Source organism: Lutibacter sp. (assembly GCF_021647475.1).
Classification (GTDB): domain Bacteria; phylum Bacteroidota; class Bacteroidia; order Flavobacteriales; family Flavobacteriaceae; genus Lutibacter.
Genome location: NZ_JAKIUR010000011.1, coordinates 26,490 through 48,216 on the forward strand (window position 1 = coordinate 26,490; position 21,727 = coordinate 48,216).

21 protein-coding genes are annotated in these 21,727 nt (G+C 29.9%); 5 read left to right on the plus strand and 16 right to left on the minus strand.

The features are described from left to right. Positions 1-4: 4 nt before the first annotated feature. The 11 genes from L3J60_RS04235 to L3J60_RS04285 form a co-directional block, all read right to left on the minus strand. Positions 5-592: a TetR/AcrR family transcriptional regulator gene (locus L3J60_RS04235; RefSeq protein ID WP_291974243.1), complete on the minus strand. Its 588-nt coding sequence runs from the start codon at positions 590-592 to the stop codon at positions 5-7. 217 nt (positions 593-809) lie between these two features. Beyond that, entirely contained in the window at positions 810-1,667 is an 858-nt protein-coding gene (locus L3J60_RS04240) for a VIT1/CCC1 transporter family protein (RefSeq protein WP_291974244.1), read from the minus strand. Between the two features lie 127 nt (positions 1,668-1,794). Further along, positions 1,795-2,772 (minus strand): permease, encoded by a 978-nt coding sequence (locus L3J60_RS04245; protein WP_291974245.1) that lies wholly within the window; start codon positions 2,770-2,772, stop codon positions 1,795-1,797. Between the two features lie 32 nt (positions 2,773-2,804). After that, positions 2,805-3,140 carry a metalloregulator ArsR/SmtB family transcription factor gene (locus L3J60_RS04250; RefSeq protein ID WP_291974246.1) on the minus strand — a complete coding sequence of 112 codons (336 nt, stop codon included), beginning with the start codon at positions 3,138-3,140 and terminating at the stop codon, positions 2,805-2,807. 11 nt (positions 3,141-3,151) lie between these two features. Beyond that, the gene (locus L3J60_RS04255) at positions 3,152-3,586 is read right to left on the minus strand and encodes an arsenate reductase ArsC (RefSeq protein ID WP_291974247.1); all 435 of its coding nucleotides are present in this window, start codon (positions 3,584-3,586) and stop codon (positions 3,152-3,154) included. A gap of 205 nt (positions 3,587-3,791) precedes the next feature. After that, positions 3,792-4,820, minus strand: coding sequence for an ACR3 family arsenite efflux transporter (arsB, locus tag L3J60_RS04260; RefSeq protein ID WP_291974248.1), 1,029 nt, complete (start codon positions 4,818-4,820; stop codon positions 3,792-3,794). A gap of 21 nt (positions 4,821-4,841) precedes the next feature. Continuing rightward, a complete protein-coding gene (locus L3J60_RS04265; protein ID WP_291974249.1) occupies positions 4,842-5,195 on the minus strand; it encodes a thioredoxin family protein in 354 nt (117 codons plus the stop codon). 92 nt (positions 5,196-5,287) lie between these two features. Next, positions 5,288-5,875, minus strand: a complete 588-nt coding sequence (locus L3J60_RS04270) for a lipoprotein signal peptidase (RefSeq protein ID WP_291974250.1) — start codon at positions 5,873-5,875, stop codon at positions 5,288-5,290. Between the two features lie 43 nt (positions 5,876-5,918). Then, entirely contained in the window at positions 5,919-6,296 is a 378-nt protein-coding gene (locus tag L3J60_RS04275; RefSeq protein WP_291974251.1) for a TraR/DksA C4-type zinc finger protein, read from the minus strand. Between the two features lie 3 nt (positions 6,297-6,299). Beyond that, positions 6,300-9,707, minus strand: a complete 3,408-nt coding sequence (ileS, locus tag L3J60_RS04280; RefSeq protein WP_291974252.1) for an isoleucine--tRNA ligase — start codon at positions 9,705-9,707, stop codon at positions 6,300-6,302. A 95-nt stretch (positions 9,708-9,802) separates the two neighbouring features. After that, a complete protein-coding gene (locus L3J60_RS04285; RefSeq protein ID WP_291974253.1) occupies positions 9,803-10,543 on the minus strand; it encodes a TerB family tellurite resistance protein in 741 nt (246 codons plus the stop codon). Positions 10,544-10,686: 143 nt separating this feature from the next. On the opposite strand from L3J60_RS04285, the gene L3J60_RS04290 reads away from it, so the two are divergent. From L3J60_RS04290 to L3J60_RS04300, 3 genes are all read left to right on the plus strand, one after another. Then, positions 10,687-11,097: a BrxA/BrxB family bacilliredoxin gene (locus tag L3J60_RS04290; protein ID WP_291974254.1), complete on the plus strand. Its 411-nt coding sequence runs from the start codon at positions 10,687-10,689 to the stop codon at positions 11,095-11,097. Between the two features lie 64 nt (positions 11,098-11,161). Continuing rightward, positions 11,162-11,551: a hypothetical protein gene (locus tag L3J60_RS04295; RefSeq protein ID WP_291974255.1), complete on the plus strand. Its 390-nt coding sequence runs from the start codon at positions 11,162-11,164 to the stop codon at positions 11,549-11,551. Positions 11,552-11,714: 163 nt separating this feature from the next. Beyond that, the gene (locus tag L3J60_RS04300) at positions 11,715-12,368 is read left to right on the plus strand and encodes an HD domain-containing protein (RefSeq protein WP_291974256.1); all 654 of its coding nucleotides are present in this window, start codon (positions 11,715-11,717) and stop codon (positions 12,366-12,368) included. 331 nt (positions 12,369-12,699) lie between these two features. Here the strand turns inward: L3J60_RS04300 and L3J60_RS04305 are convergent, their stop codons facing one another. The 4 genes from L3J60_RS04305 to L3J60_RS04320 form a co-directional block, all read right to left on the minus strand. Further along, entirely contained in the window at positions 12,700-13,476 is a 777-nt protein-coding gene (locus L3J60_RS04305; RefSeq protein ID WP_291974257.1) for an enoyl-CoA hydratase-related protein, read from the minus strand. Between the two features lie 3 nt (positions 13,477-13,479). Further along, positions 13,480-14,934: an ATP-binding protein gene (locus L3J60_RS04310; RefSeq protein WP_291974258.1), complete on the minus strand. Its 1,455-nt coding sequence runs from the start codon at positions 14,932-14,934 to the stop codon at positions 13,480-13,482. Positions 14,935-15,000: 66 nt separating this feature from the next. Further along, the gene (locus L3J60_RS04315; protein WP_366836828.1) at positions 15,001-15,258 is read right to left on the minus strand and encodes a SemiSWEET transporter; all 258 of its coding nucleotides are present in this window, start codon (positions 15,256-15,258) and stop codon (positions 15,001-15,003) included. Positions 15,259-15,383: 125 nt separating this feature from the next. Beyond that, positions 15,384-18,863: a DUF559 domain-containing protein gene (locus tag L3J60_RS04320; protein ID WP_291974259.1), complete on the minus strand. Its 3,480-nt coding sequence runs from the start codon at positions 18,861-18,863 to the stop codon at positions 15,384-15,386. Between the two features lie 126 nt (positions 18,864-18,989). Here L3J60_RS04320 and L3J60_RS04325 point away from each other — a divergent pair, with 126 nt between their 5' ends. Together L3J60_RS04325 and L3J60_RS04330 are read left to right on the plus strand one after the other, a co-directional pair. After that, positions 18,990-19,760 carry a patatin-like phospholipase family protein gene (locus L3J60_RS04325; RefSeq protein ID WP_291974260.1) on the plus strand — a complete coding sequence of 257 codons (771 nt, stop codon included), beginning with the start codon at positions 18,990-18,992 and terminating at the stop codon, positions 19,758-19,760. A 98-nt stretch (positions 19,761-19,858) separates the two neighbouring features. Further along, on the plus strand, positions 19,859-20,770 hold the full coding sequence (locus L3J60_RS04330) for a DMT family transporter (protein ID WP_291974261.1): 912 nt from the start codon (positions 19,859-19,861) through the stop codon (positions 20,768-20,770). On the opposite strand, the gene L3J60_RS04335 is transcribed toward L3J60_RS04330, so the two are convergent. Continuing rightward, positions 20,762-21,691, minus strand: coding sequence for a 2-dehydropantoate 2-reductase (locus L3J60_RS04335; protein ID WP_291974262.1), 930 nt, complete (start codon positions 21,689-21,691; stop codon positions 20,762-20,764). The two genes, L3J60_RS04330 and L3J60_RS04335, sit on opposite strands and share 9 nt — an antisense overlap. Positions 21,692-21,727: the final 36 nt, after the last annotated feature.

Below are 21,727 nucleotides of genomic sequence, written 5' to 3' on the forward strand. Positions count from 1 at the left end.
TATTTTATTTTAAAGTTTTTATTAATAGGATAAACATTTTTGTACAAAATTTATCACTTTTAAATTTTTCTTTTTGAAGAACTAATTCAATATTTAATATTACAGGTATTCCCATATAAAGTGTTGCAAAATCGCCCAAGTTTATGTTTTTATCCCATACATTTTTATCAATTCCCTCTTGTACTATTTGAATTAATAGTTGTTTCTGTGCTTTTAATATTTTAAGTAATTGCTTTTTTAGTTCAGAATCATTAGCATGAGCCGCCTCGGTAAAAAGCAAAATAGTAATACCCTTATTTTTTATTAAATACTGGATTTGTTTGCAGAAAAATGTAAATAGTTTTTTTTCAGGTTCTAAATTTGAACTTGCAACGTCTTGCTGTTTGATTACCAAATTTTTATAAACATCATTTATAATGGATAATAAAATTGCTTTTTTACTTTTGAAGTGACGGTAAATTGCTCCTTCAGTCACGCCAACTTTTAAAGCAATATTTTTGGTTGATAACTTTGATATTCCTTCAGTTGAAATAATATCTAGCACAGCTTCTTTAATTAAAATTTGTCGTGTTTTAGTATCTAAACGTTTCATAATTAATATAAGTGAGTATTCACTTACAAAGGTATGATAAAGAACAACATTAATTGTAGCAATAGTTACAGTTAATAATTACTACAATTAATTTATATTTTTTAAGTTGCTTAAATATGGAGAATGTTATTCTAATTAAAATAGGTTATTTAATTATTTCTTTGAAAATAAAGATTACATCAACATTAGAGTACATTCTTTTCCTTTTATTATAATATTAAACTCCTATTCCAAAAACTTGTTTTATTAATACTCCTATTCCAAATGAGATTGCGGCAACGCCAAGAGATATAACTGCCATTTCCCAAAACCTTTTTTTAAAAGAAATTACTTTGGCTACTGAAATGTAATAATTGTACCCTGCAATTATTAAAATGGTAATCACTAACATAGAGCCCAGTGCAACGTACGGATTATCTTGTATTAAATAAGGAACTACCAAAAACAAAACGGTAATAATGTATGAAATTCCTGTATAAATAGCTGCCGTTATTGGGTTTATTTTTTCATTAACGCCTTCTTCCTTTGATGATAGATACCCTGATGCTGCCATAGATAATGATGCTGCAATACCCATAATTAGGCCTGTAGCTCCTACAATAGAATTATTGGAAAAAGCAAACGTAATACCTGCAAGTGTTCCTGTAAATTCTACCAATGCATCGTTTAACCCTAACACAATAGAGCCTGAATAATTTAATCGAGTATCATTTAAAATACCTATTAATTTTTGTTCATGTTGAAGTTCTTCTTCTCTAATATCTAATACTTTTGGATATTTTTTTGCTACATCATTATAAAATTTACTAGCTTCTACTTCACCCATTTCCATGAGGCGTAATGAAAATGACAAACCAAATACTTTAGCTAACCAAATATGTTTTTTTATTTTCCACCTATTTGGTTTTGCTTCCTTTTTGGTAATTTCTTTCCAAAAATTGTAATGAGCCAATTCTTGATTAGAAATTATTTTTAATGTTTTGGTGTTTACATCATCTAAACTTAGCTTTGCTAATTCTGCATATATATTGTGCTCTGTTATTTCATTGATTTGCTGTTGGTATATTTTATCCATTTTAAATTTCGTTTATGATTTTAAAAGCTAATTTAACTACATTTAGTTGTTCTCCATTCATTGACTATTTTGTTTTTAAAAGAATTTGTATTGCCGTTGGTTTTTGTATTTCTATCACGTTAAAATTTTATAATATTATATTAAATAAATAACCTGAGAAAATAATACATAGTGTTACTACTCCAAAAAATATTCCTATTAATTTATAAGTCATTACTTTTTTAAGTAGCATAGCTTCTGGTAATGATAAAGCCACTACTCCCATCATAAAAGCAATTGCTGTTCCTATTGGAATTCCTTTTGAAACCAATACTTGTATTACGGGTAAAATACCTGATGCATTTGAATACATTGGCACTGCCAAAATAGTTGCTAAAGGCACAGCAAAAATGTTACTTTTACTCATATATTGTTCAAAAAAACCATGAGGAATATAACCGTGCATTAAACCACCAATAGCGATACCTATAAGTACATAAACAACAACTCCTTTAATAATTTTCATTACTTCATTCCAAATAATAGGCAAACGTTTACTAAAAGGAGTTTTTTCTGCTACAAAGGCTATTTCATCTCTTTCCGCACTCGCCAATACCTCTTTCACCCAAGGAGTTAAAAATCGTTCTAGTTTGAAACGACTTAAAATAAGACCGCTAATTAAACCGAGAAAAACTCCACTTACAACATAAATTACGGTTATTTTTATTCCGAAAAGGCCTACAAAAAGACCAATAGCTACTTCGTTTACTAATGGTGAGGTTACCAAAAATGAAAAAGTTACACCCAATGGAATACCACCGCGAACAAAACCAATAAATAAGGGTACAGAAGAACACGAGCAAAAAGGTGTTACCACCCCAAACAAGCTTGCCATTAAATATTCAAAACCAAATAACTTATTTCTAGACAGGTAGTTACGAACTTTTTCAACTGGAAAATAGCTGTTAACTATTCCCATTAAAAAGATGATAACAAACAATAAAAGTAAAATTTTTATACTGTCGTATATAAAAAAGTTTAAGGCTTCTGCTAAGCGTTGACCTTTTACTAGTTGTAGTGTATCAAATACAAACCAATCTGCTAATTTTTGAATCCAATCAAACATATTACTTGCATTTCTTTTTTATTACTAGTTGTTTAACATTTAACTTTTTCAAAACTATTGCTACCATTAAATAAATCATCAAATAATTGTTTGGCTTTACTCCAGTTTTCTTGATTGATACAGTATTTTATTTTTGGTGGTTTTAATTCACCTTGAATTAATCCTGCATTTTTTAATTCTTTTAAATGTTGTGAAATTGTAGATTGTGCTAAAGGTAAAACATCTACCAATTCTCCTGTAAAACAACAAGATTGATTTTCTAAATGTTTTAAAATTGCTATTCTTGTAGGATGCCCCAATGCTTTAGCAAAACGAGCCAATTTTTCAGTATCTTCTTTGTATTGAATATCTGACAAACTTCTTTTCATAATATAATTATTTAAAAGGATTTATTTTCATTAATCAGATTTTTTAGATAGAAACTATTAAATCTCTGTTTAATTTCATCTCTAATTTTTCTAAATTCAGTTGTGATTTCCACATCTGTTCCAACAGCATCGGCAGGATCTTCAAAACCTATATGAATTCTATGTTTTACATTTCCTGTAAACATAGGACAACTTTCTTTTGCTCCGCCACAAACCGTAATTACATAATCAAACTCATCTTTTAAAAATTGGTTAACCGATTTAGGCTTGTTTGCACTTAAATCAATGCCTAATTCTTCCATAACTTGTATTGCTTTTGGATGTACTTTTAAAGTTGGTTCTGTTCCTGCTGAATACACTTCTAATTTTTTATCAAAAGATTTTAAAAAACCTTCAGCCATTTGACTGCGACAAGAATTACCGGTACAGAGTATTAATATTTTCATTTATTTAATTTATTAAGTGCGTCATTTCGAGTTTTTTTGAGCAATGAAATGAATCAAAAAAGTATCTAGAAAAAATTAAAGAGAACTTTTATAGGTTCTCGACACATCCTGAAACTATTTCAGGAAAGTTCACAAATTTAAATGTTTTTAACTGTTTACTAATCTAAAGAAATTGACGAACAGATAGTTGTTTTTATAAAATTGATTAATAATATTTCTTTTTAAGCCAAAGTGATACATTTACTAACCCAATTAAAACAGGCACTTCAACTAAAGGGCCAATAACCCCTGTAAAAGCTTGGGCAGAATTTAATCCGAAAACTGCAATGGAAACTGCAATTGCTAATTCAAAATTATTACCTGTTGCTGTAAATGCAACTGAAGCATTTTTATCGTAAGGAACTTTCATAGATTTTGCTATAAAGAAACTCACTAAAAACATCACAATAAAATAGATAATTAATGGTACTGCTACACGAATTACATCTAAAGGTAATTGTAAAATCATATCTCCTTTTAAACTAAACATTAATACAATAGTTGCTAATAATGCAATTAAAGTAATAGGAGAAATAAATGGAATAAATTTTCTTTTATACCAATTTTCTCCTTTAAATTTAGTCAAGTATCTACGAGATAAATAGCCTGCTAAAAACGGAATTCCCAAATAAATTAACACACTTTTAGCGACTTCAAAAACAGAAATGTCAACATCATAACCTTTTAAACCAAAATATTTTGGTAAAACACTTATAAATAGCCAAGCATAAAAACTATACGTTAATACCTGAAAAATACTATTTAAGGCAATTAATGTTGCTCCATATTCACGACTTCCACCGGCCAAATCGTTCCAAACAATAACCATAGCAATACACCTAGCCAAACCAATTAAAATTAAACCTGTCATATAACCAGGATAATCATGCAAAAATATGATTGCTAAAAAAAACATTAAAAAAGGACCGATAATCCAATTTAAAAAAAGAGATAAACGCATCAGTTTAACATCTTTAAAAGCTTTGGGTAATAATTTATAATCTACTTTTGCTAGTGGCGGATACATCATTAATATTAATCCGATTGCCAGTGGAATATTTGTGGTTCCAACAGATAAAGCATCTGTAAAATTTTCCATGTTTGGAAAAAGAACTCCTAAGCCAATACCAATTGCCATAGCAAGAAATATCCAAAGTGTTAAAAAACGATCAAGTAGTTTTAATCTTGTTTTCATTTGTTGGTTGTTTTTCTAAAATTAATGACTACAACAAGAACCTTCTTTTGTATGTGATTCAGAATTACAACTTTCACCATGTTCATGGTTTCCTCCACCACAACAAGAACCATCACCAGAACAAGAACTAGCAACACTGGCATTTTCCAATATTTCTTTTGCATCTGACAAACTTGGAACACCTCCTTTTAAAACTACAATATCATCAACTACAATAGCTGGAGTACTCATAACATTGTATTTCATTATTTCTTGAATATCTTCTACTTTTTCAACTTTCAAATCTAAATTTAACTGTTCAATTACTGCGTTTAAAATTTCCTCAGTACGTTTACAACTTGAACAACCCGTTCCTAATACTTTTACTATTTTCATTTTTTATAAAATTAATTTTTGATTGATTAAATGTTAATCGCAAATATACGATTAATAGATAAACTAATGTTATCTAATTATTAAATTTTAATTTACTTTTTAAAAACTTTTTTGTTAAACACAATTAAAATTCCAACACCTGTAGAAATAGCGGTATCAGCAACATTAAAAATAGCGTTAAAGAAAGTAAAAGGTTTTCCTCCGTAAAAAGGAATCCAAGAGGGTAAATTTCCACTCCATATTGGGAAATATAACATATCTACCACTTTACCAAAAAACAATTTCCCATAAGGTTGGCTAGCAAATAAAGTTGCGGTTGCATTGTGTGGCGTATTAAAAATAATTCCATAAAAAACAGAATCGATAATATTACCTAAAGCACCTGCAAATATTAAAGATACAGCAACAATTAATAGGTTTGGGGCATTATTTTTAATAGATTTAAAAAGCCAATAACCTATTCCGGTAATTGCAAATAACCTGAAAATTGTTAAAAATAGCTTTCCTGCTTTCCCGCCAAACTCAGCTCCCCAAGCCATGCCATTATTTTCAATAAAATGAATTCTGAACCAGTTAAAAACAACTACTTCTTCACCATATAAAAAATTTGTTTTGATATAAATTTTACTAATTTGATCAATTAATAAAACTAATAGAATAATACTTACTGCTTTTTTCAATTGGTATTCCTAAAAATAAAGCTTCCTTACGAAAGCTTAGTTATTAATTTTGCATTTTTTTTGCTTCTATACTTAAAGTAGCATGAGGCACTAATTTTAAACGTTCTTTTTGAATTAATTTACCTGTTACACGGCAAATTCCATAAGTTTTATTTTCAATACGAAGTAATGCGTTTTTCAAATCTCTAATAAACTTTTCTTGACGAATTGCCAATTGTACATTTGCTTCTTTTGACATGGTTTCTGAACCTTCTTCAAAAGCTTTAAATGTTGGAGATGTATCATCTGTACCGTTATTACTATCGTTTTTAAATGAACTATTTAAAAGTGCCAAATCTTCTTCTGCATGTGCTATTTTTTTCAAAATTAGCTCTTTGAATTCAGCCAAATCTTTGCCGGAATATCTTGTTTTTTTACTCATAATTTATACTTTTTCAATTAATATTCTGGTGTTTACATCATCAAAAGCAATTTCTATACCTTTTTCTAGATTTTTTATAAACACCAATTCATTAGTTAACGTTTCTGTTTTAATATATTGTTCATTTGCTTTAATAGATTGCTCTAATATGTCATTTTTTTGAATAACTAACTTTATTTTATCAGTTACATCCAAACCAGTTTCTTTTCTTAAATTCTGAACTCTATTCACTAATTCTCTCGCATTTCCTTCATTGCGTAATTCATCAGTAATAGTTACATCTAAAGCAACAGTTAAACCTCCTTGATTTGCCACTAACCATCCTTCTATATCTTGAGAGGTAATTTCAACTTCACTGAGGGTTAAATTTACAACTTTTTCATTTATATTTAAAGAAATATTTCCTTGTTTTTCAACAATTGAAATGTCTTCTTGTGTTAAATTTTGAATAGCTTGTGCTACCAATCGCATATCTTTTCCAAACTTTGGTCCTAACACCTTAAAATTAGGCTTTATGGTTTTAACCAGTATTCCTGAAGCATCATCAATTAGTTCAATTTCTTTAATATTAACTTCTGATTTTATCAAGTTTTCAACAGCTAAAATTTCTTTTCTGTCATTTTCATCCAATATCGGAATCATAATACGTTGTAACGGCTGACGTACTTTTATCATTTCTTTTTTTCGAAGTGATAAAACCATAGATGATATTTTTTGTGCTTGTTGCATTTTATGCTCTAAATCACTATCAACCAACTCTTTATTATATGTTGGGAAATTTGTTAAATGTACAGACTCAAATTTTTCTTTTCCAGTTACACCAATTAAATCTTTATACAAATTATCCATAAAAAATGGAGCAACAGGTGAGCCTAACTTAGCAACTGTTACTAAACAAGTGTATAAAGTTTGATAAGCCGATATTTTATCAGTTTCATATTCTCCTTTCCAAAAACGTCTTCTACTTAAACGAACAAACCAGTTACTCAAATTTTCTGTTACAAAATTTTGAATGGCTCGTGTTGCTTTTGTTGGTTCATAATCTTCATAAAAATTTTCAACATTTTTAACTAAGGTATTTAATTCTGATAAAACCCAACGATCAATTTCTGGTCTTTTTTCTATTGCTATCTCATCTTCTGCGTAGGTAAAATTATCTAAATTAGCATATAACGAAAAGAAAGAATACGTATTATACAATGTTCCAAAGAATTTACGGCGAACTTCATCAATTCCTTCAATATCAAATTTTAAATTATCCCACGGATTTGCGTTAGAAATCATATACCAACGAGTAGCATCTGGACCAAATTTATCCATAGTTTCAAATGGATCAACAGCATTTCCTAAGCGTTTGGACATTTTTTTACCTAATTTATCTAACACCAATCCGTTAGAAACCACGTTTTTATAAGCAACCGAGTCAAAAACCATGGTTCCAATAGCATGTAACGTATAAAACCATCCACGTGTTTGGTCAACACCTTCCGCAATAAAATCGGCAGGATAGAATTTTTTATCATCAATCAATTCTTTGTTTTCAAACGGATAATGCCATTGTGCATAAGGCATAGAACCTGAATCGAACCAAACATCAATTAAATCAGGTTCTCTTTTCATAGGTTTTCCAGAGGCAGAAACTAATGTAATTCCATCTACCACATTTTTATGTAAATCGATTTTATCATAGTTTTCTTCAGTCATATTTCCAACTTCAAAATCGTCAAAAATATCTGACTTCATAAATCCAGCTTTCACAGCTTTTTGCATTTCCGCTTTTAATTCTTCAACGGAACCTATTAAAATTTCTTCTGTGCCATCTTCCGTTCTCCAAATTGGTAGTGGAATTCCCCAATAACGAGATCGAGACAAATTCCAGTCATTGGCATTTTTTAACCAGTTTCCAAATCTTCCTTCTCCTGTTGATTTTGGTTTCCAATTAATGGTTTTATTTAGCTCAAACATTCTATCTCGTTTATCGGTAACTTTAATAAACCAAGAATCTAATGGATAATATAATATAGGTTTATCAGTTCTCCAACAATGTGGATAGCTGTGGCGATATTTTTCTACGTGGAATGCCTTATTCTCCTCTTTTAATTGAATCGCAATTTCAACATCTAAAGAACGTTCAGGTGCTGGTTCATCCACATAATATTCATTTTTCACATATTTACCGGCATATTCTTTCATCTGTTTGATGAATTTTCCTTGTAAATTTACTAGCGGAACCGGATTTCCATGATTATCTAACACCAACATTGGTGGCACTTCAGGTTTCGCTTTTTTAGCAACCATTGCATCATCTGCTCCAAAAGTTGGTGCAGTATGTACAATTCCTGTACCATCATCCGTAGTTACAAAATCCCCAGCAATAACTCTAAAAGCATTTTCAGGGTTTTGATATGGCAATGCATAAGGCATTAATTGCTCGTACCTTGATTCTAGAATATCTACTCCTTTAAATTCTTTTACGATGATAAATGGAATTTTTTTATCATTATTTTTGTACGCAGCCAATTCATCTTCATTTTCAACAGCAAAATATTTTTTTGTGAATTGTTTGGCTACCAATGCTTTTGCTAAAATTACATTAATCGGTTTAAAAGTATATTCATTAAACGATTTAACCAACACATAATCCATCTTTTTACCAACGGTTAATGCTGTGTTTGAAGGCAACGTCCAAGGTGTAGTTGTCCAAGCTAAAAAGAAAATATCACCTGTCACATCTTTTAAAACTTCTGGCAAGGTATTTTTTATTGCTTTAAATTGGGCAACAACTGTTGTATCTGTAACATCTTGATAAGTTCCTGGTTGATTTAATTCATGAGAACTTAATCCTGTACCCGCTTTTGGTGAATATGGCTGAATGGTATATCCTTTATAAATTAAATCTTTTTTATATAACTGAGACAACAACCACCAAACCGTTTCCATATATTTTGGTTTGTAGGTTACATAAGGATCGTGCATATCTACCCAATGCCCCATTCGGCGCGTTAATTCTTCCCAAATATCGGTATAACGCATAACCGCTTTTTTACAAGCTTCATTGTATGCTTCAACGCTAATTTTTTTACCGATATCTTCTTTGGTAATTCCTAATTCTTTTTCAACACCTAATTCCACAGGTAAACCATGTGTATCCCAACCAGCTTTTCGTTTAACTTGAAAACCTTTTAAGGTTTTATAGCGGCAAAATATATCTTTTATGGCTCTAGCCATTACATGATGAATACCTGGCAAACCGTTTGCAGAAGGTGGGCCTTCAAAAAACACAAAAGGTTTATTTTCATCACGGGTAGTTATACTTTTTTCGAAAATATGCTCTGCTTCCCAAAATGCTAAAGTTTCTTCTGCTACTTTAGTGAGGCTCAATCCTTTATATTCTCTAAACTTTTTACTCATTTTTGCTACTATAAATCAATTAGTTTGCGAAATTACATATTTTATTGAAAATAACCGTACATAAAATCACGAAATACTGCTCTAAAATCTTTAAATTATAAACCTCTTTCTTTTTGGATAAGATCATATGCTTTTTGCACTTCCTTAAATTTTTCTTCAGCTCCTTTTTTAAGTTGTTCTCCTAAATGTTGCAGTTTATCTGGGTGATATTTTTTAGCCATTTTTCTATACGCTTTTTTAACTTCAATATCCGTTGCTGATTTTTCTATTCCCAATATTCTATACGAACTATCTGAACTATCATAAAACATAGCTTTAATAGATTCAAAATCATAAGAACTTACCCCTAAATAGCCTGATATATTTTTAATTACATCAACTTCTACTTCTGAAACAAAACCATCTGCTTTAGCAATTCCAAATAAAAAATGGACTAATTGCAAACGAGATGCATGCGTTATATTTTGTCGAATTTGCAAACATACTTGACGAGTAGAAATTTTATTGCTTTTTATAAATCCTTTAAATAATTTAAAAGCATTAGCAGCACGTTCTTCTCCATACATTCGTTTAAAATGATTTCTAACAAACACCAATTCTGTTTCATTAACTTTCCCATCAGCCTTAATTACTAAAGAAGATAAAATAAGTAAACTAATTTCAAAATCGCCTGCTTGTGTATTTACACTACTGGTTTTAAATTGTTTAGCTCGTTCAACATCTTCTTTTGAAAAACCACTAATAAAGCTTCCAACTGCATAACCTAAAACACTACCAATTGGACCACCTAATGAAAATCCAAGTCCAGCACCTAACCATTTTAAAAAATTTCCCATATTTGTTTTTAAAGTTGCAAAGATACAAGTATTACCTTTCTTTATAAAATAGCGTAAGCTTTTTATCGTTAAAAAATTTATAAATTTTAAGAACTAAAACTAGTATATTTGCGTTTTAAAATATCTAACTAAAAAATAAAAATATGTATCCACCAGAATTAGTAAAACCAATGCAAGAAGAATTAGAAAATGCAGGTTTTACCTCATTACATACTTCTAAAGAAGTAACTAATGCTTTAAAAAAAGAAGGAACCACTTTAATTATGGTAAATTCAGTTTGTGGTTGTGCTGCAGGTTCTGCACGCCCAGGAGTAATTTCATCTTTACAATTTGATAAAATACCAAATCAATTGGTAACCGTTTTTGCTGGCGTAGATGCTGAAGCAACAGCAACAGCTCGTGAAAATATGATTCCGTTTCCACCATCATCACCAGCAATTGCTTTGTTTAAAGATGGCGAATTGGTTCATATGTTAGAACGTCATCATATTGAAGGAAGACCTGCGGAAGTTATTGCGGCTAATTTGGCTGCTGCTTACGATGAGTTTTGTTAAATTACTTAATTAATTTTTATAGTTCAAATCTTTTGAATAAATTGAGATTATAAAAATTAATAGCATGAAAAAATTTAAACTTTTATTTAAAACGATTGTTATTTTAACAATCGTTTTTGGTTGCTCCAATAATTCTGATACTTCTCAGGAAGAAGATTTAGCAGCGTTAACACTTTTAAATAATAATATTGAGCAATTAATTTCCGCAGGAACTTGTTCAGAAAATACGAATTGTGATTTTATAGCCTTTGGAAGCAAAGCTTGTGGAGGTCCAAAAAGTTATTTGATTTACAGCACTTCCATAAATGTTGAATTATTAAAAGAAAAAGTAGCTGAATACAACTTAAAAGAAGATTTATATAATAAAAAGTGGGGCATTTTTTCTGACTGTACTGTAGTTTCACCTCCTACCAGCGTTGAATGTATTAATGGAAAGTGCACCGCTATTTACTAATATTTCAACTATTTATTGACAAAGTTACATCAACCTGAACCTGCCAGCCACAGGTAAACTTAATTTAGGTTTTCATAACAACTCACATTCAAAATAGTGAGATTCTGAAATAAATTCAGAATGACACCCTTATTATTTTCTTAAATTTTTCTACTTTTAAACCATGAATAAAGAACAAATTATTAACAACACTAAAACATTTGTACAGCAAACCTTAAAAAATGCTGAAGGAGGTCATGATTGGTTTCATATTTTACGGGTTTGGAATAATGCTAAATTAATAGCAAAAGATGAAAATGTTGATAATTTTATTGTGGAATTAGGTGCTTTATTACATGATATTGCCGATTCTAAATTTAATAATGGCGATGAAACTGTTGGTCCTAAAATGGCTCAAGAATTTTTAGAAAATCAACATGTGGAAAATGCTATAATTGAACATGTGGAAAATATTATAACTAATATTTCTTTTAAAGGTGGAAATTTTAAACAACAATTTAATTCTCCTGAACTTAAAGTGATACAAGATGCTGATAGGTTGGATGCTATTGGTGCGATAGGAATTGCAAGATGTTTTAATTATGGAGGTTTTAAAAACAGAACCTTGTACAATCCTGAAATTCCACCGAAATTAAATCAGACTAAAGAGGAATATAAACATTCTAAGGCTCCAACTATTAATCATTTTTACGAAAAATTATTGCTTTTAAAAGAAAGAATGAACACAAAAACCGGTAAAAAAATTGCAGAAGAAAGACATGTTTATATGGAGGTTTTTCTTCAGCAGTTTTATGATGAATGGAATGGTAAAAAGTAAACAGTACTTAGTAACAACCTAAGTTCTATATAAGAAAATAAATACTGGATTGAAAATCAACAAGCTACGTCATTGCGATGGATGAAGCAAAGCGAAATGAGGAAGCAATCTCATTTTTATGAAAAAGATTGCTTTAAATTATAGCACTACATTTATAATTTTCGCAATGACATTTTGATTTTCAGTTGTTTAAAGTAAATCCTTAGGTCGAACTCAGGTTAACAGTATACAGTTAAAATGGTATTACCTATTTAATCATCATCTTTTATAATTTGTTTAATTTAAAGATTGTCATAGTTATGACATCATCAGCAATAACAGCTTCTAAATTTTACTCAAAATTAGGTTTGCGTTTTTCTAAAAAAGCAGTTGTTCCTTCCTTAAAATCATGCGTTCCAAAAGCTTTTCCAAATTGTTCAATTTCAACATTAAATCCGTTTACGCCAGTTTCAAAATTTGCATTTACTGATTTAATTACTGCTGCAATTGATGTTGAAGAATTCCAAACAATTTTTGAGGCTAATTTTTCACATAATGAAAGTAGTTCATCTAATTCAACTACATAATTTACCAATCCCCATTCTTTAGCTTCTACCGCAGAAATCATTCCTGCAGTCATTATCATTTCCATAGCTTTTCCTTTTCCTACCAACTGAGGCAAACGTTGTGTGCCTCCATAACCTGGAATAACGCCTAAACTAACTTCGGGTAAACCCATTTTAGCATTTAAACTTGCCACTCTAAAATGCGAAGCCATGGCTAATTCCAATCCTCCTCCTAAAGCAAAACCATTAACTGCAGCAATAACTGGTGTGGATAAGTTTTGAATAAAATCAAATAGTAATTCTTGACCACTTCTAGCTAATTCAGCTCCCTCAGACTCATTAAAATCTGCAAATTCTGAAATATCTGCACCAGCAACAAAAGCTTTTTCACCGCTTCCTGTTATAATAATTGCTTTTATTTGTTTGTCTTTTTCTAAACTAAAAAAAGCATCGTGCAATTCACTAATAGTTTCTTTGTTTAACGCGTTTAATTTTGACGGTCTATTCACCGTTACAATAGCATAATTTTCTTTCCTGTCAATTAGTAAATTATTATAATTCATATGTTATTTTTTAGGTAATATAATTTTAAAAACAGTTCCTTTATTAAGCTGTGATGAAAAACTTATAGATCCTCCGTAAGTTTCTACAATATTTTTAACCATAGGCAATCCTAAACCCATACCACTTGACTTAGTAGTAAATTTAGGCTCAAATACTTTTGCTTTATCCTCTTCAGAAATTCCTTGTCCGTTATCGGCAACTTTTATAATTACTTCTTTTTCAGTTTCATCTACAGTAATTTCAATTTTTTTAATTTCTACTTCTGCTAAAGCTTGTGTTGCATTTTTTACCAAGTTAGTTACAATCCTTATTAATTGTGTTTTATCTAACTCCGCTTGAATAATTTTTTTCTTAGGAAAATAAGCAATATAATCTTCAATAAAAATATCTAAAACATGTTTAACAACTTCCACCACATTTAATTCTTCTCTATTTTGTGTTGGCATTTTTGCAAAATCTGAAAAGGCTGAAGCAATAGAACTCATGGTATCTATTTGTTGAATTAAGGTTTTACTAAATTCATTTATTTTATTATGAATTTCAGGATCTTCAGGATTAAATTTTCGTTGAAAACTTTGTATGGTAAGTCGCATAGGAGTTAGCGGATTTTTAATTTCATGTGCTACTTGTTTTGCCATTTCTCTCCAAGCTTGTTCTCGTTCTCCTTGTGCTAATTTTACCGCACTTTCTTCCAATTCATCAACCATAGCATTATACGCATTTACTAAAGTAAAAATTTCTGAACTCGAATTTTTTAGTATAATTTTCTCATTCTGTTTATTCAACCTAGTGTGTTTAATTTTAAGTGTAATAGCTTTAAGATTTCTAGTAATATAACTGGATATAAAATAAGCTAACAATATGGCTAAACCAAACATTAGCACGTAAACCAAAGCTAAACGCATTAAAAACTCCTCTAAATCTTTGTTTTGAACAGAATTATCTTGAACATATTGTAGATTTAAAATGCCTATCGGTTTAAATTTAGTATCTGTTAAATAGGTATATGACGATTGTAAGCTAGAGTTTTTAACTATTTTGGTGTTTACCAGATGATGATTATAAGCTGATTCAATGAAGTTCAAAACGGTATCTGATAATACGGAAGGTGCATCGCTTTTTACAAAACCAGCATGTGAGCTTTTAGCAAGTTTACCATCTAAAGCATAAATATTGATTTCGAGGTTTTCAATATTTGCTATTTCATAAATTTTATCTTTAAAAATATATTGTAAATATTTTGTTTCTAAAGGAAATGTATTCCCGCTATTTAACCAATAATTTATAGCCGATTTTACAGAGGTTTCCTTTCGTGCTAATCGTCCTTTATTATATTCGTTAGTTTGTTCTTTATATTGATATATGGTAACCGCAGCAATTAATACTGACGCCAACAATACTAAAAAAATCATTGATAAAAATATGCGAATCCGTAATGAAAGTTGTTTAATTTTCATGGTTATATTTGAAGTAAATATACTGATTATTTAACAGCCTATTCAACAATAAATATACCAAACATTTTATTTATAACGAACTTTAAAAATAATAATAATTAAAGTTAAAATCACGGTTATACTATTTGCAAGAATCAAAGAAAGACTATTTAAATAAATGCCATATAACAACCACAAACTAATTCCAATAGCCATAACAATGTACATAGTTAACGAAATATTTTCAACTGATTTTGTTTTCCAAGTTTTATACACTTGAGGTACATATGCCGATGTTGTTAAAACCGCTGCTATAAGTCCTATTATTTCGTTTTTATCTATCATTTTCTTACTTTTTCAATAATAATTGAGCAAGCCTGTAGTTTAACCTTGACTGAAATTTATTTTGATTATTCTAAAACAATTTCTGCTTTTGCAGGAATGTCATTTTAAACATTAGTTATCAATGGTTACCCAACAATATTCACAATTTTACCTGGTACAACAATTACTTTTTTAGGAGTTCTTCCTTGTAATTGAGCTTGTGTTTTTTTATGAGCCATCACCGCTTTTTCAATTTGTTCTTTACTCATATCCAAAGGCAATTCCATTTTAAATCGCATTTTACCATTAAATGAAATTGGATATTCTTTGCTGCTTTCTACTAAATAAGTCGCATTAAAAATTGGAAAATCAACTTTTGAAATAGATTCAGTATGACCTAATTTTCTCCATAATTCTTCCGAAATATGAGGTGCGTAAGGTTCAATAATTATTGCTAAAGGTTCTAAAATTACTCGTTTATTACATTTTAACGCCGTAAGTTCATTAACAGCAATCATAAAGGTAGAAACTGAAGTATTGAATGAAAAATTTTCAATATCTTCTTCTACTTTTTTTATGGTTTTGTGAAGTGTTTTTAATTCTTCTTTAGTTGGCTCTTCATCAGAAACAGAAAATTCATTATTTACAATATATAACTTCCATAATTTTTTCAAGAAACTAAAAACTCCTGAAATACCAGATGTTTTCCATGGTTTTGATTGTTCTAACGGTCCTAAAAACATTTCAAATAATCGTAAACTATCAGCTCCATATTCTTCACAAATAGCATCAGGATTTACAACATTGTATTTAGATTTAGACATTTTTTCAACTTCACGTCCAACAATATATTTATCCCCTCCTAAATCCTCCCCAAAGGGAAGGACTTTATTTTCGCTATTAACTCCCTTTCCTTTGGAAAGGGTTGGAGATAGGATTTTTCCATTTTCTCCAATAAATTCAGCATTTTTAAATTCAGGTCGCCATTTTTTAAATCCTTCAATATCTAATTCATCAGAACTATTCACTAAAGAAACATCCACATGAATCGGAGTAAAATTCGACCAAATATTCGTTTCTTTTGATTTAGAAATTTCAGTTTGTCTCAATAATTCTGTTGGATCTATTTTAACCTCTTTTCCTGCTTTTTCAATAGTGCTTCTTTCTGCAATAATTTTATCCATTGTAGGTTTACTAACAAAAATTATTTTTTTTGTTTTATCATCTTCATGATTGTTGTATTCCCAACGATATGCAAATGCGCTTGTACCTGTAATCATTCCTTGATTAATCAGTTTTTTTGCATACTCATCAACAGGTAAAATACCTTTATCAAATAAGAATTTTTGCCAAAAACGAGAATACAATAAATGTCCGGTTGCATGTTCGCTACCTCCAATGTATAAATCAACATCACGCCAATAATTTACCGCTTCTTTACTCACAAATTCATCTGGATTATTAGCATCCATATAACGATTAAAGTAAGATGAACTTCCTGCCCAACCTGGCATAGTATTTAGTTCAAGTGGATAAATTCCATTATCCTGATGAGACCCTTCAACTTCGCTCAGGGTGACAAGTTCATTACTTACAACTTCATTTTTATTAACATCCCAAGCCCAAACGGTTGCATTTCCTAAAGGTGGTTTTCCATCTTCCGTTGGTAAATACTTTTCTACTTTTGGTAAAACAATTGGCAAATATTTGCTGTCAATCATTTGTGGCAATCCGTTTTTATAATACACAGGAAAAGGTTCTCCCCAATAACGTTGGCGACTAAAAACCGCATCACGCAAACGATAATTAATTTTTCCGTAACCAAATCCTTTTTGTTCAATTTCAAAAATAACTCGTTTCATCGCTTTTTTATAGGACAATCCATTTAAAAAATCTGAATTTGCAATTACTGTTGTTCCTTTATCTATAAATGCTTCCGTTGAAATATCAACGTTTTCAAAAATATTTGGAATATCTAAACCAAAATGTTTAGCAAAAGCATAATCGCGTTCATCACCGCAAGGTACTGCCATTACCGCACCCGTACCATAACCGGCTAATACATAATCTCCAATCCAAATTGGAATTTTTTTACCTGTAAAAGGATGCAATGCATAAGCTCCTGTAAAAACACCAGAAATGGTTTTTACATCAGCCATTCGTTCTAATTCACTTCGTTTTGAAGTAGCTTTTACGTATGCTTCCACTTTATCTTTTTGTGCCGAAGTTGTAATTTTAGTTACCAATTCATGCTCTGGAGCTAAGGTCATAAAACTTACTCCGAAAATAGTATCAGGACGTGTGGTAAAAACATCTATCCTCTCCCCAGGCCCCTCTCCTATGGAAAGGGGAGCTTTTTCAAGTTCCTCTTTTATTTCTAGTAGAACTTTATTTAAGTCTCCTAGTGCTTCTTCATTTTTAAAACGAAGAACTTTATATCCTAAATTTTCTAAAATTTTTGTTCTTTCTGCATCTTTTTCAACTTGAGTATCATGAATTTTTCCGTCAACTTCAATAATTATCTTTTTAGATAAACAAACAAAATCAACTATAAAATCATCTATTAAATGTTGTTGTCTAAATTTACAATCTAATTTTTTACTTTTTAAACTAGCCCATAAAACAGCTTCCGCTTCTGTTGGATTAGCCCTCATTTCTTTTGCTTTTTCCAATAACAAATGAGAATTATTTCTACCAGTCATATAGCCAAATTCCTGAGAAGAATTTTCTTCCCCTTTGGGGAAGGGTAGGATGGGGAAAGAAACCATGGCTCCTTCTGAACGACCAATCCAATAGGTTTGTGAATCTTTTAATGGTTGAGGCCAATCAATTTTATCTAAACCATCTAATAATCGTTGTGCATAAGCAGTAATACGCATACTCCATTGCATCATTTTTTTACGAATTACAGGATAACCTCCTCGTTCAGAAACGCCATTTACAATTTCGTCATTTGCTAAAACGGTTCCTAATTGCGGACACCAATTTACTTGTGTTTCAGATAAAAATGTTAAACGGTATTTTAATAGTATTTTTTGTTTTTCTTCTTCTGAATAATTGTTCCAATCTTCAGCAGAAAAAATAGTTACATCATCATCACAAGCTGCATTAATATTTTTATTTCCTTCTAAAGAAAATACTTCTTTTAACTCAGAAATTGGTCTTGCTTTATCTGCATCTTTACAATAGTATGATTCAAATAATTGGATAAAAATCCACTGTGTCCATTTATAATAATTTGGATCCGAAGTACGTATTTCTCTAGACCAATCGAATGAAAATCCAATTTTATCTAACTGCCTTCTGTATGTTTTTATATTTGCTTCGGTAGTAATTGCAGGATGTTGCCCTGTTTGAATTGCGTATTGCTCAGCAGGCAATCCAAAAGAATCATAACCCTGAGGATGCATTACATTAAATCCTTTATGCCTTTTATATCTAGCATAAATATCGGAAGCTATATAACCTAACGGATGCCCCACATGTAATCCTGCTCCAGAAGGATATGGAAACATATCTAACACATAAAACTTTGGTTTATCTGATTTATTTTCTGCTTTAAAAGTTTGATTTTTTGCCCAATACTTTTGCCAATCTGCTTCTATTTTTCTAAAGTTGTATTCCATTAGTTACGCTCCATTTTTAAAAGTGCAAAGTTACACTTATTCTATAAAATTATAAAGTATCTTTTTTAAGATAAAATTCGATTTAATTTGTAAATTTGAGTAATTCTTAAATTTTGAACAAAAAAAATGGCGAAAAAAATTGGATTAGTACTTTCAGGTGGTGGTGTTAGAGGTATTTCGCATATCGGGTTTATTCAATTTTTATTAGAAAATAATATTATACCAACTAGAGTATCCGGAACAAGTGCAGGTGCATTGGTTGCTGCATTGTATGCTTATGGTTATTCCCCAAAAGAGATGTTGGCTTTTTTTCATAAAACTCCATTGCTGAAATTTTCCTTATACGCCAAAAATAAACCTGGTATTATGGATAGTGATAAATATATTTTATTTTTTAGGAAATATTTTATAAATGATTCTTTTGAAAGTTTAAAATATCCTTTAACAGTTACTGCAACCAACTTGCTAACAGGAAGGTTAGATTATTTTGATAAAGGAGAACTTGTAAAACCTTTAATTGCATCTTCAGCTTTACCTCCAGTTTTTTCACCTATGGAAATTAACGGAAGCATGTATTCTGATGGTGGTATATTAAATAATTTTCCTATTGAACCTTTAAAAAAAGATTGTGATATTATATTAGGCAGCTTTGTAAACCCTGTTGAAGTTATTGATAAAACAGAGATTAACACTTCTTTAAAATTATTGTATAGAATTTATCATATTGGCTTAGATGCTAATAATATTCAAAAATTTGAACTTTGCAACTATGTTTTTTCTCCTCCTGAAATTAATAAAATTGGAGTTTTAGATGCAAAACATATTGATAAAGCGTATGAAATAGGATATGAATATGCTAAAAGTGAAAAGGATAAAATTTTAGCATCTTTAAATTAAACTATCCTTTTTTTTAGTATTCTATTTAGTCAAAACTTACTATTTGTAACTTCATATTTTGTACTTTTCCGCCTTCAAATAATTTAAACAATTTTAAATTGAAAAATACTTACAAAGCTCATTTAGCCTTATTAGGAGCAAATATTATTTATGGTGCAAATCATTTGATTGCCAAAGGAATAATGCCTGCCAAAATTGGACCTTCAGCTTTTGTTTTTCTAAGAATTTTTGGTGCTGGTATATTATTTTGGGTTATTAGAATTTATATTAAAGAGAAAATTGATAAAAAAGATTACATAAAATTTGCTGTTGGTGGCTTATTTGGAGTTGCCACAAATCAGTTATTGTTTTTTCACGGACTTAATTTAACCTCTCCTATTGATGCTTCTATAATTATTACAGCAGTACCTGTTTTAGTATTAGTTTTTAGTGCTTTTATGCTAAAAGAAAAAATAACAAATAATAAAATTATTGGAATAATAATTGGTGGTATTGGAGCTTTTTTATTAATCTGGTATGGTAAAAAATCAGGTGGAACAAGTTCTACTTTAGGAAATATTTTTGTGTTTATAAATGCTTGTTCTTATGCTTTTTATTTAGTTTATGTAAAACCTTTAATGAAAAAATACAATCCAATTACTGTAATAAGCTGGGTGTTTTTATTCGGTTTTATTTTTATGTTCCCCATAGGAATAAACGATGTTTTAACCACCAATTTTGCTGCATTTACACTAAACACCTATTTAATTGTTGCTTTTGTGGTAATTTGTACTACATTTTTAACTTATTTATTTAATATTTATGCATTATCTAAAGTTTCACCATCGGTAAACGGAAGCTATATTTATTTGCAACCCGTTTTAAGTTTTATTTTTGTGGGTATTTATGCATTTGGTTTTGGGCATACAGAATATGCGAACGACATAAATTTACTAAAAATAATAAGCTGTTTGTTAGTAATAGTTGGTGTTTATATGATTAGCAAAACTCCTAAAACCAAGCTAGTTTAGGTTTCTTGCTGAATTTTCTTGAGGCAATAGTGTTTGGTAAATCAGTTCATTTATTGGAGTTTTTATCTTTAGCTTTTTTCCTTGATTGACCACGTACCCATTAAAATTTTCTAATTCACTTGGCTTATTTCCCATAACATCACGTTGCATAGAAGCCGTAGTTTTTGGATCTAATTTGTCATAAATTTTAAATGTTTTATCAATATCTATTTTAGATAAGTTGATATTTTTTACATTGGCAATTTTCACAATTTCTTTTGCAGTTTTTAACATCAAATTTCTTAAATACGTTGAAGTTCTTAATACTCCAATAGGTGTTCTGGTTAAAGCGGCTAACCCACTAAAAGTGGCAATAAATAAGAATTTTTTCCAAATAGCTAATTGAATATCAGTTGCAATTTCATTTTTAAACTGAGCTTCATCAAACGTTTGTTTAATTTTTTTAACTCGATTTGTTTTTTCATTTGAAATTTCTCCAAAAATAATTTCAGGCTCATATTCAAAATGATTTATAATTCCGGGAGATTTAATTTTACTTACTATTCTACATAAACCCGCCAACACATTTTCAGCATTTAAAACAGCAAGTAATTTATCCACATTATCGGCTCCATTTTGTAATGGAAGCACTAAGGTGTTTTTTGAAATAATTGGTTTTATTTGACGTGCAACGTCTTCAATTTGCCAAGATTTTATCCCTAAAATAATTAAATCGGGTTTAGTTTTAATTTCTTTTAACGAATTAGTAGCTTTTGGAAAAACAGTAAAATTGCCATTAATACTTTTAATTTGAAGTCCGTTTTTTTTAATTGCCTCTAGGTGTTTACCTCTAGCAATAAAGGTTACTTTATTACCTGATTTGGTCAATTTCGCTCCAAAATAACCACCAACTCCTCCGGCTCCAAAAACAACAATATTCATATCCTCTATTTTTATCAAAAATAAAGAAATCCCTTA

What these genes read in the sequence shown, in the direction of transcription:
- L3J60_RS04235 (WP_291974243.1), bottom strand. Translation starts at nt 592, where the DNA reads ATGAAACGTTTAGATACTAAAACACGACAAATTTTAATTAAAGAAGCT.
- L3J60_RS04240 (WP_291974244.1), bottom strand. Translation starts at nt 1,667, where the DNA reads ATGGATAAAATATACCAACAGCAAATCAATGAAATAACAGAGCACAAT.
- L3J60_RS04245 (WP_291974245.1), bottom strand. Translation starts at nt 2,772, where the DNA reads ATGTTTGATTGGATTCAAAAATTAGCAGATTGGTTTGTATTTGATACA.
- L3J60_RS04250 (WP_291974246.1), bottom strand. Translation starts at nt 3,140, where the DNA reads ATGAAAAGAAGTTTGTCAGATATTCAATACAAAGAAGATACTGAAAAA.
- L3J60_RS04255 (WP_291974247.1), bottom strand. Translation starts at nt 3,586, where the DNA reads ATGAAAATATTAATACTCTGTACCGGTAATTCTTGTCGCAGTCAAATG.
- arsB (WP_291974248.1), bottom strand. Translation starts at nt 4,820, where the DNA reads ATGAAAACAAGATTAAAACTACTTGATCGTTTTTTAACACTTTGGATA.
- L3J60_RS04265 (WP_291974249.1), bottom strand. Translation starts at nt 5,195, where the DNA reads ATGAAAATAGTAAAAGTATTAGGAACGGGTTGTTCAAGTTGTAAACGT.
- L3J60_RS04275 (WP_291974251.1), bottom strand. Translation starts at nt 6,296, where the DNA reads ATGAGTAAAAAAACAAGATATTCCGGCAAAGATTTGGCTGAATTCAAA.
- ileS (WP_291974252.1), bottom strand. Translation starts at nt 9,707, where the DNA reads ATGAGTAAAAAGTTTAGAGAATATAAAGGATTGAGCCTCACTAAAGTA.
- L3J60_RS04285 (WP_291974253.1), bottom strand. Translation starts at nt 10,543, where the DNA reads ATGGGAAATTTTTTAAAATGGTTAGGTGCTGGACTTGGATTTTCATTA.
- L3J60_RS04290 (WP_291974254.1), top strand. Translation starts at nt 10,687, where the DNA reads ATGTATCCACCAGAATTAGTAAAACCAATGCAAGAAGAATTAGAAAAT.
- L3J60_RS04295 (WP_291974255.1), top strand. Translation starts at nt 11,162, where the DNA reads ATGAAAAAATTTAAACTTTTATTTAAAACGATTGTTATTTTAACAATC.
- L3J60_RS04300 (WP_291974256.1), top strand. Translation starts at nt 11,715, where the DNA reads ATGAATAAAGAACAAATTATTAACAACACTAAAACATTTGTACAGCAA.
- L3J60_RS04305 (WP_291974257.1), bottom strand. Translation starts at nt 13,476, where the DNA reads ATGAATTATAATAATTTACTAATTGACAGGAAAGAAAATTATGCTATT.
- L3J60_RS04310 (WP_291974258.1), bottom strand. Translation starts at nt 14,934, where the DNA reads ATGAAAATTAAACAACTTTCATTACGGATTCGCATATTTTTATCAATG.
- L3J60_RS04315 (WP_366836828.1), bottom strand. Translation starts at nt 15,258, where the DNA reads ATGATAGATAAAAACGAAATAATAGGACTTATAGCAGCGGTTTTAACA.
- L3J60_RS04320 (WP_291974259.1), bottom strand. Translation starts at nt 18,863, where the DNA reads ATGGAATACAACTTTAGAAAAATAGAAGCAGATTGGCAAAAGTATTGG.
- L3J60_RS04325 (WP_291974260.1), top strand. Translation starts at nt 18,990, where the DNA reads ATGGCGAAAAAAATTGGATTAGTACTTTCAGGTGGTGGTGTTAGAGGT.
- L3J60_RS04335 (WP_291974262.1), bottom strand. Translation starts at nt 21,691, where the DNA reads ATGAATATTGTTGTTTTTGGAGCCGGAGGAGTTGGTGGTTATTTTGGA.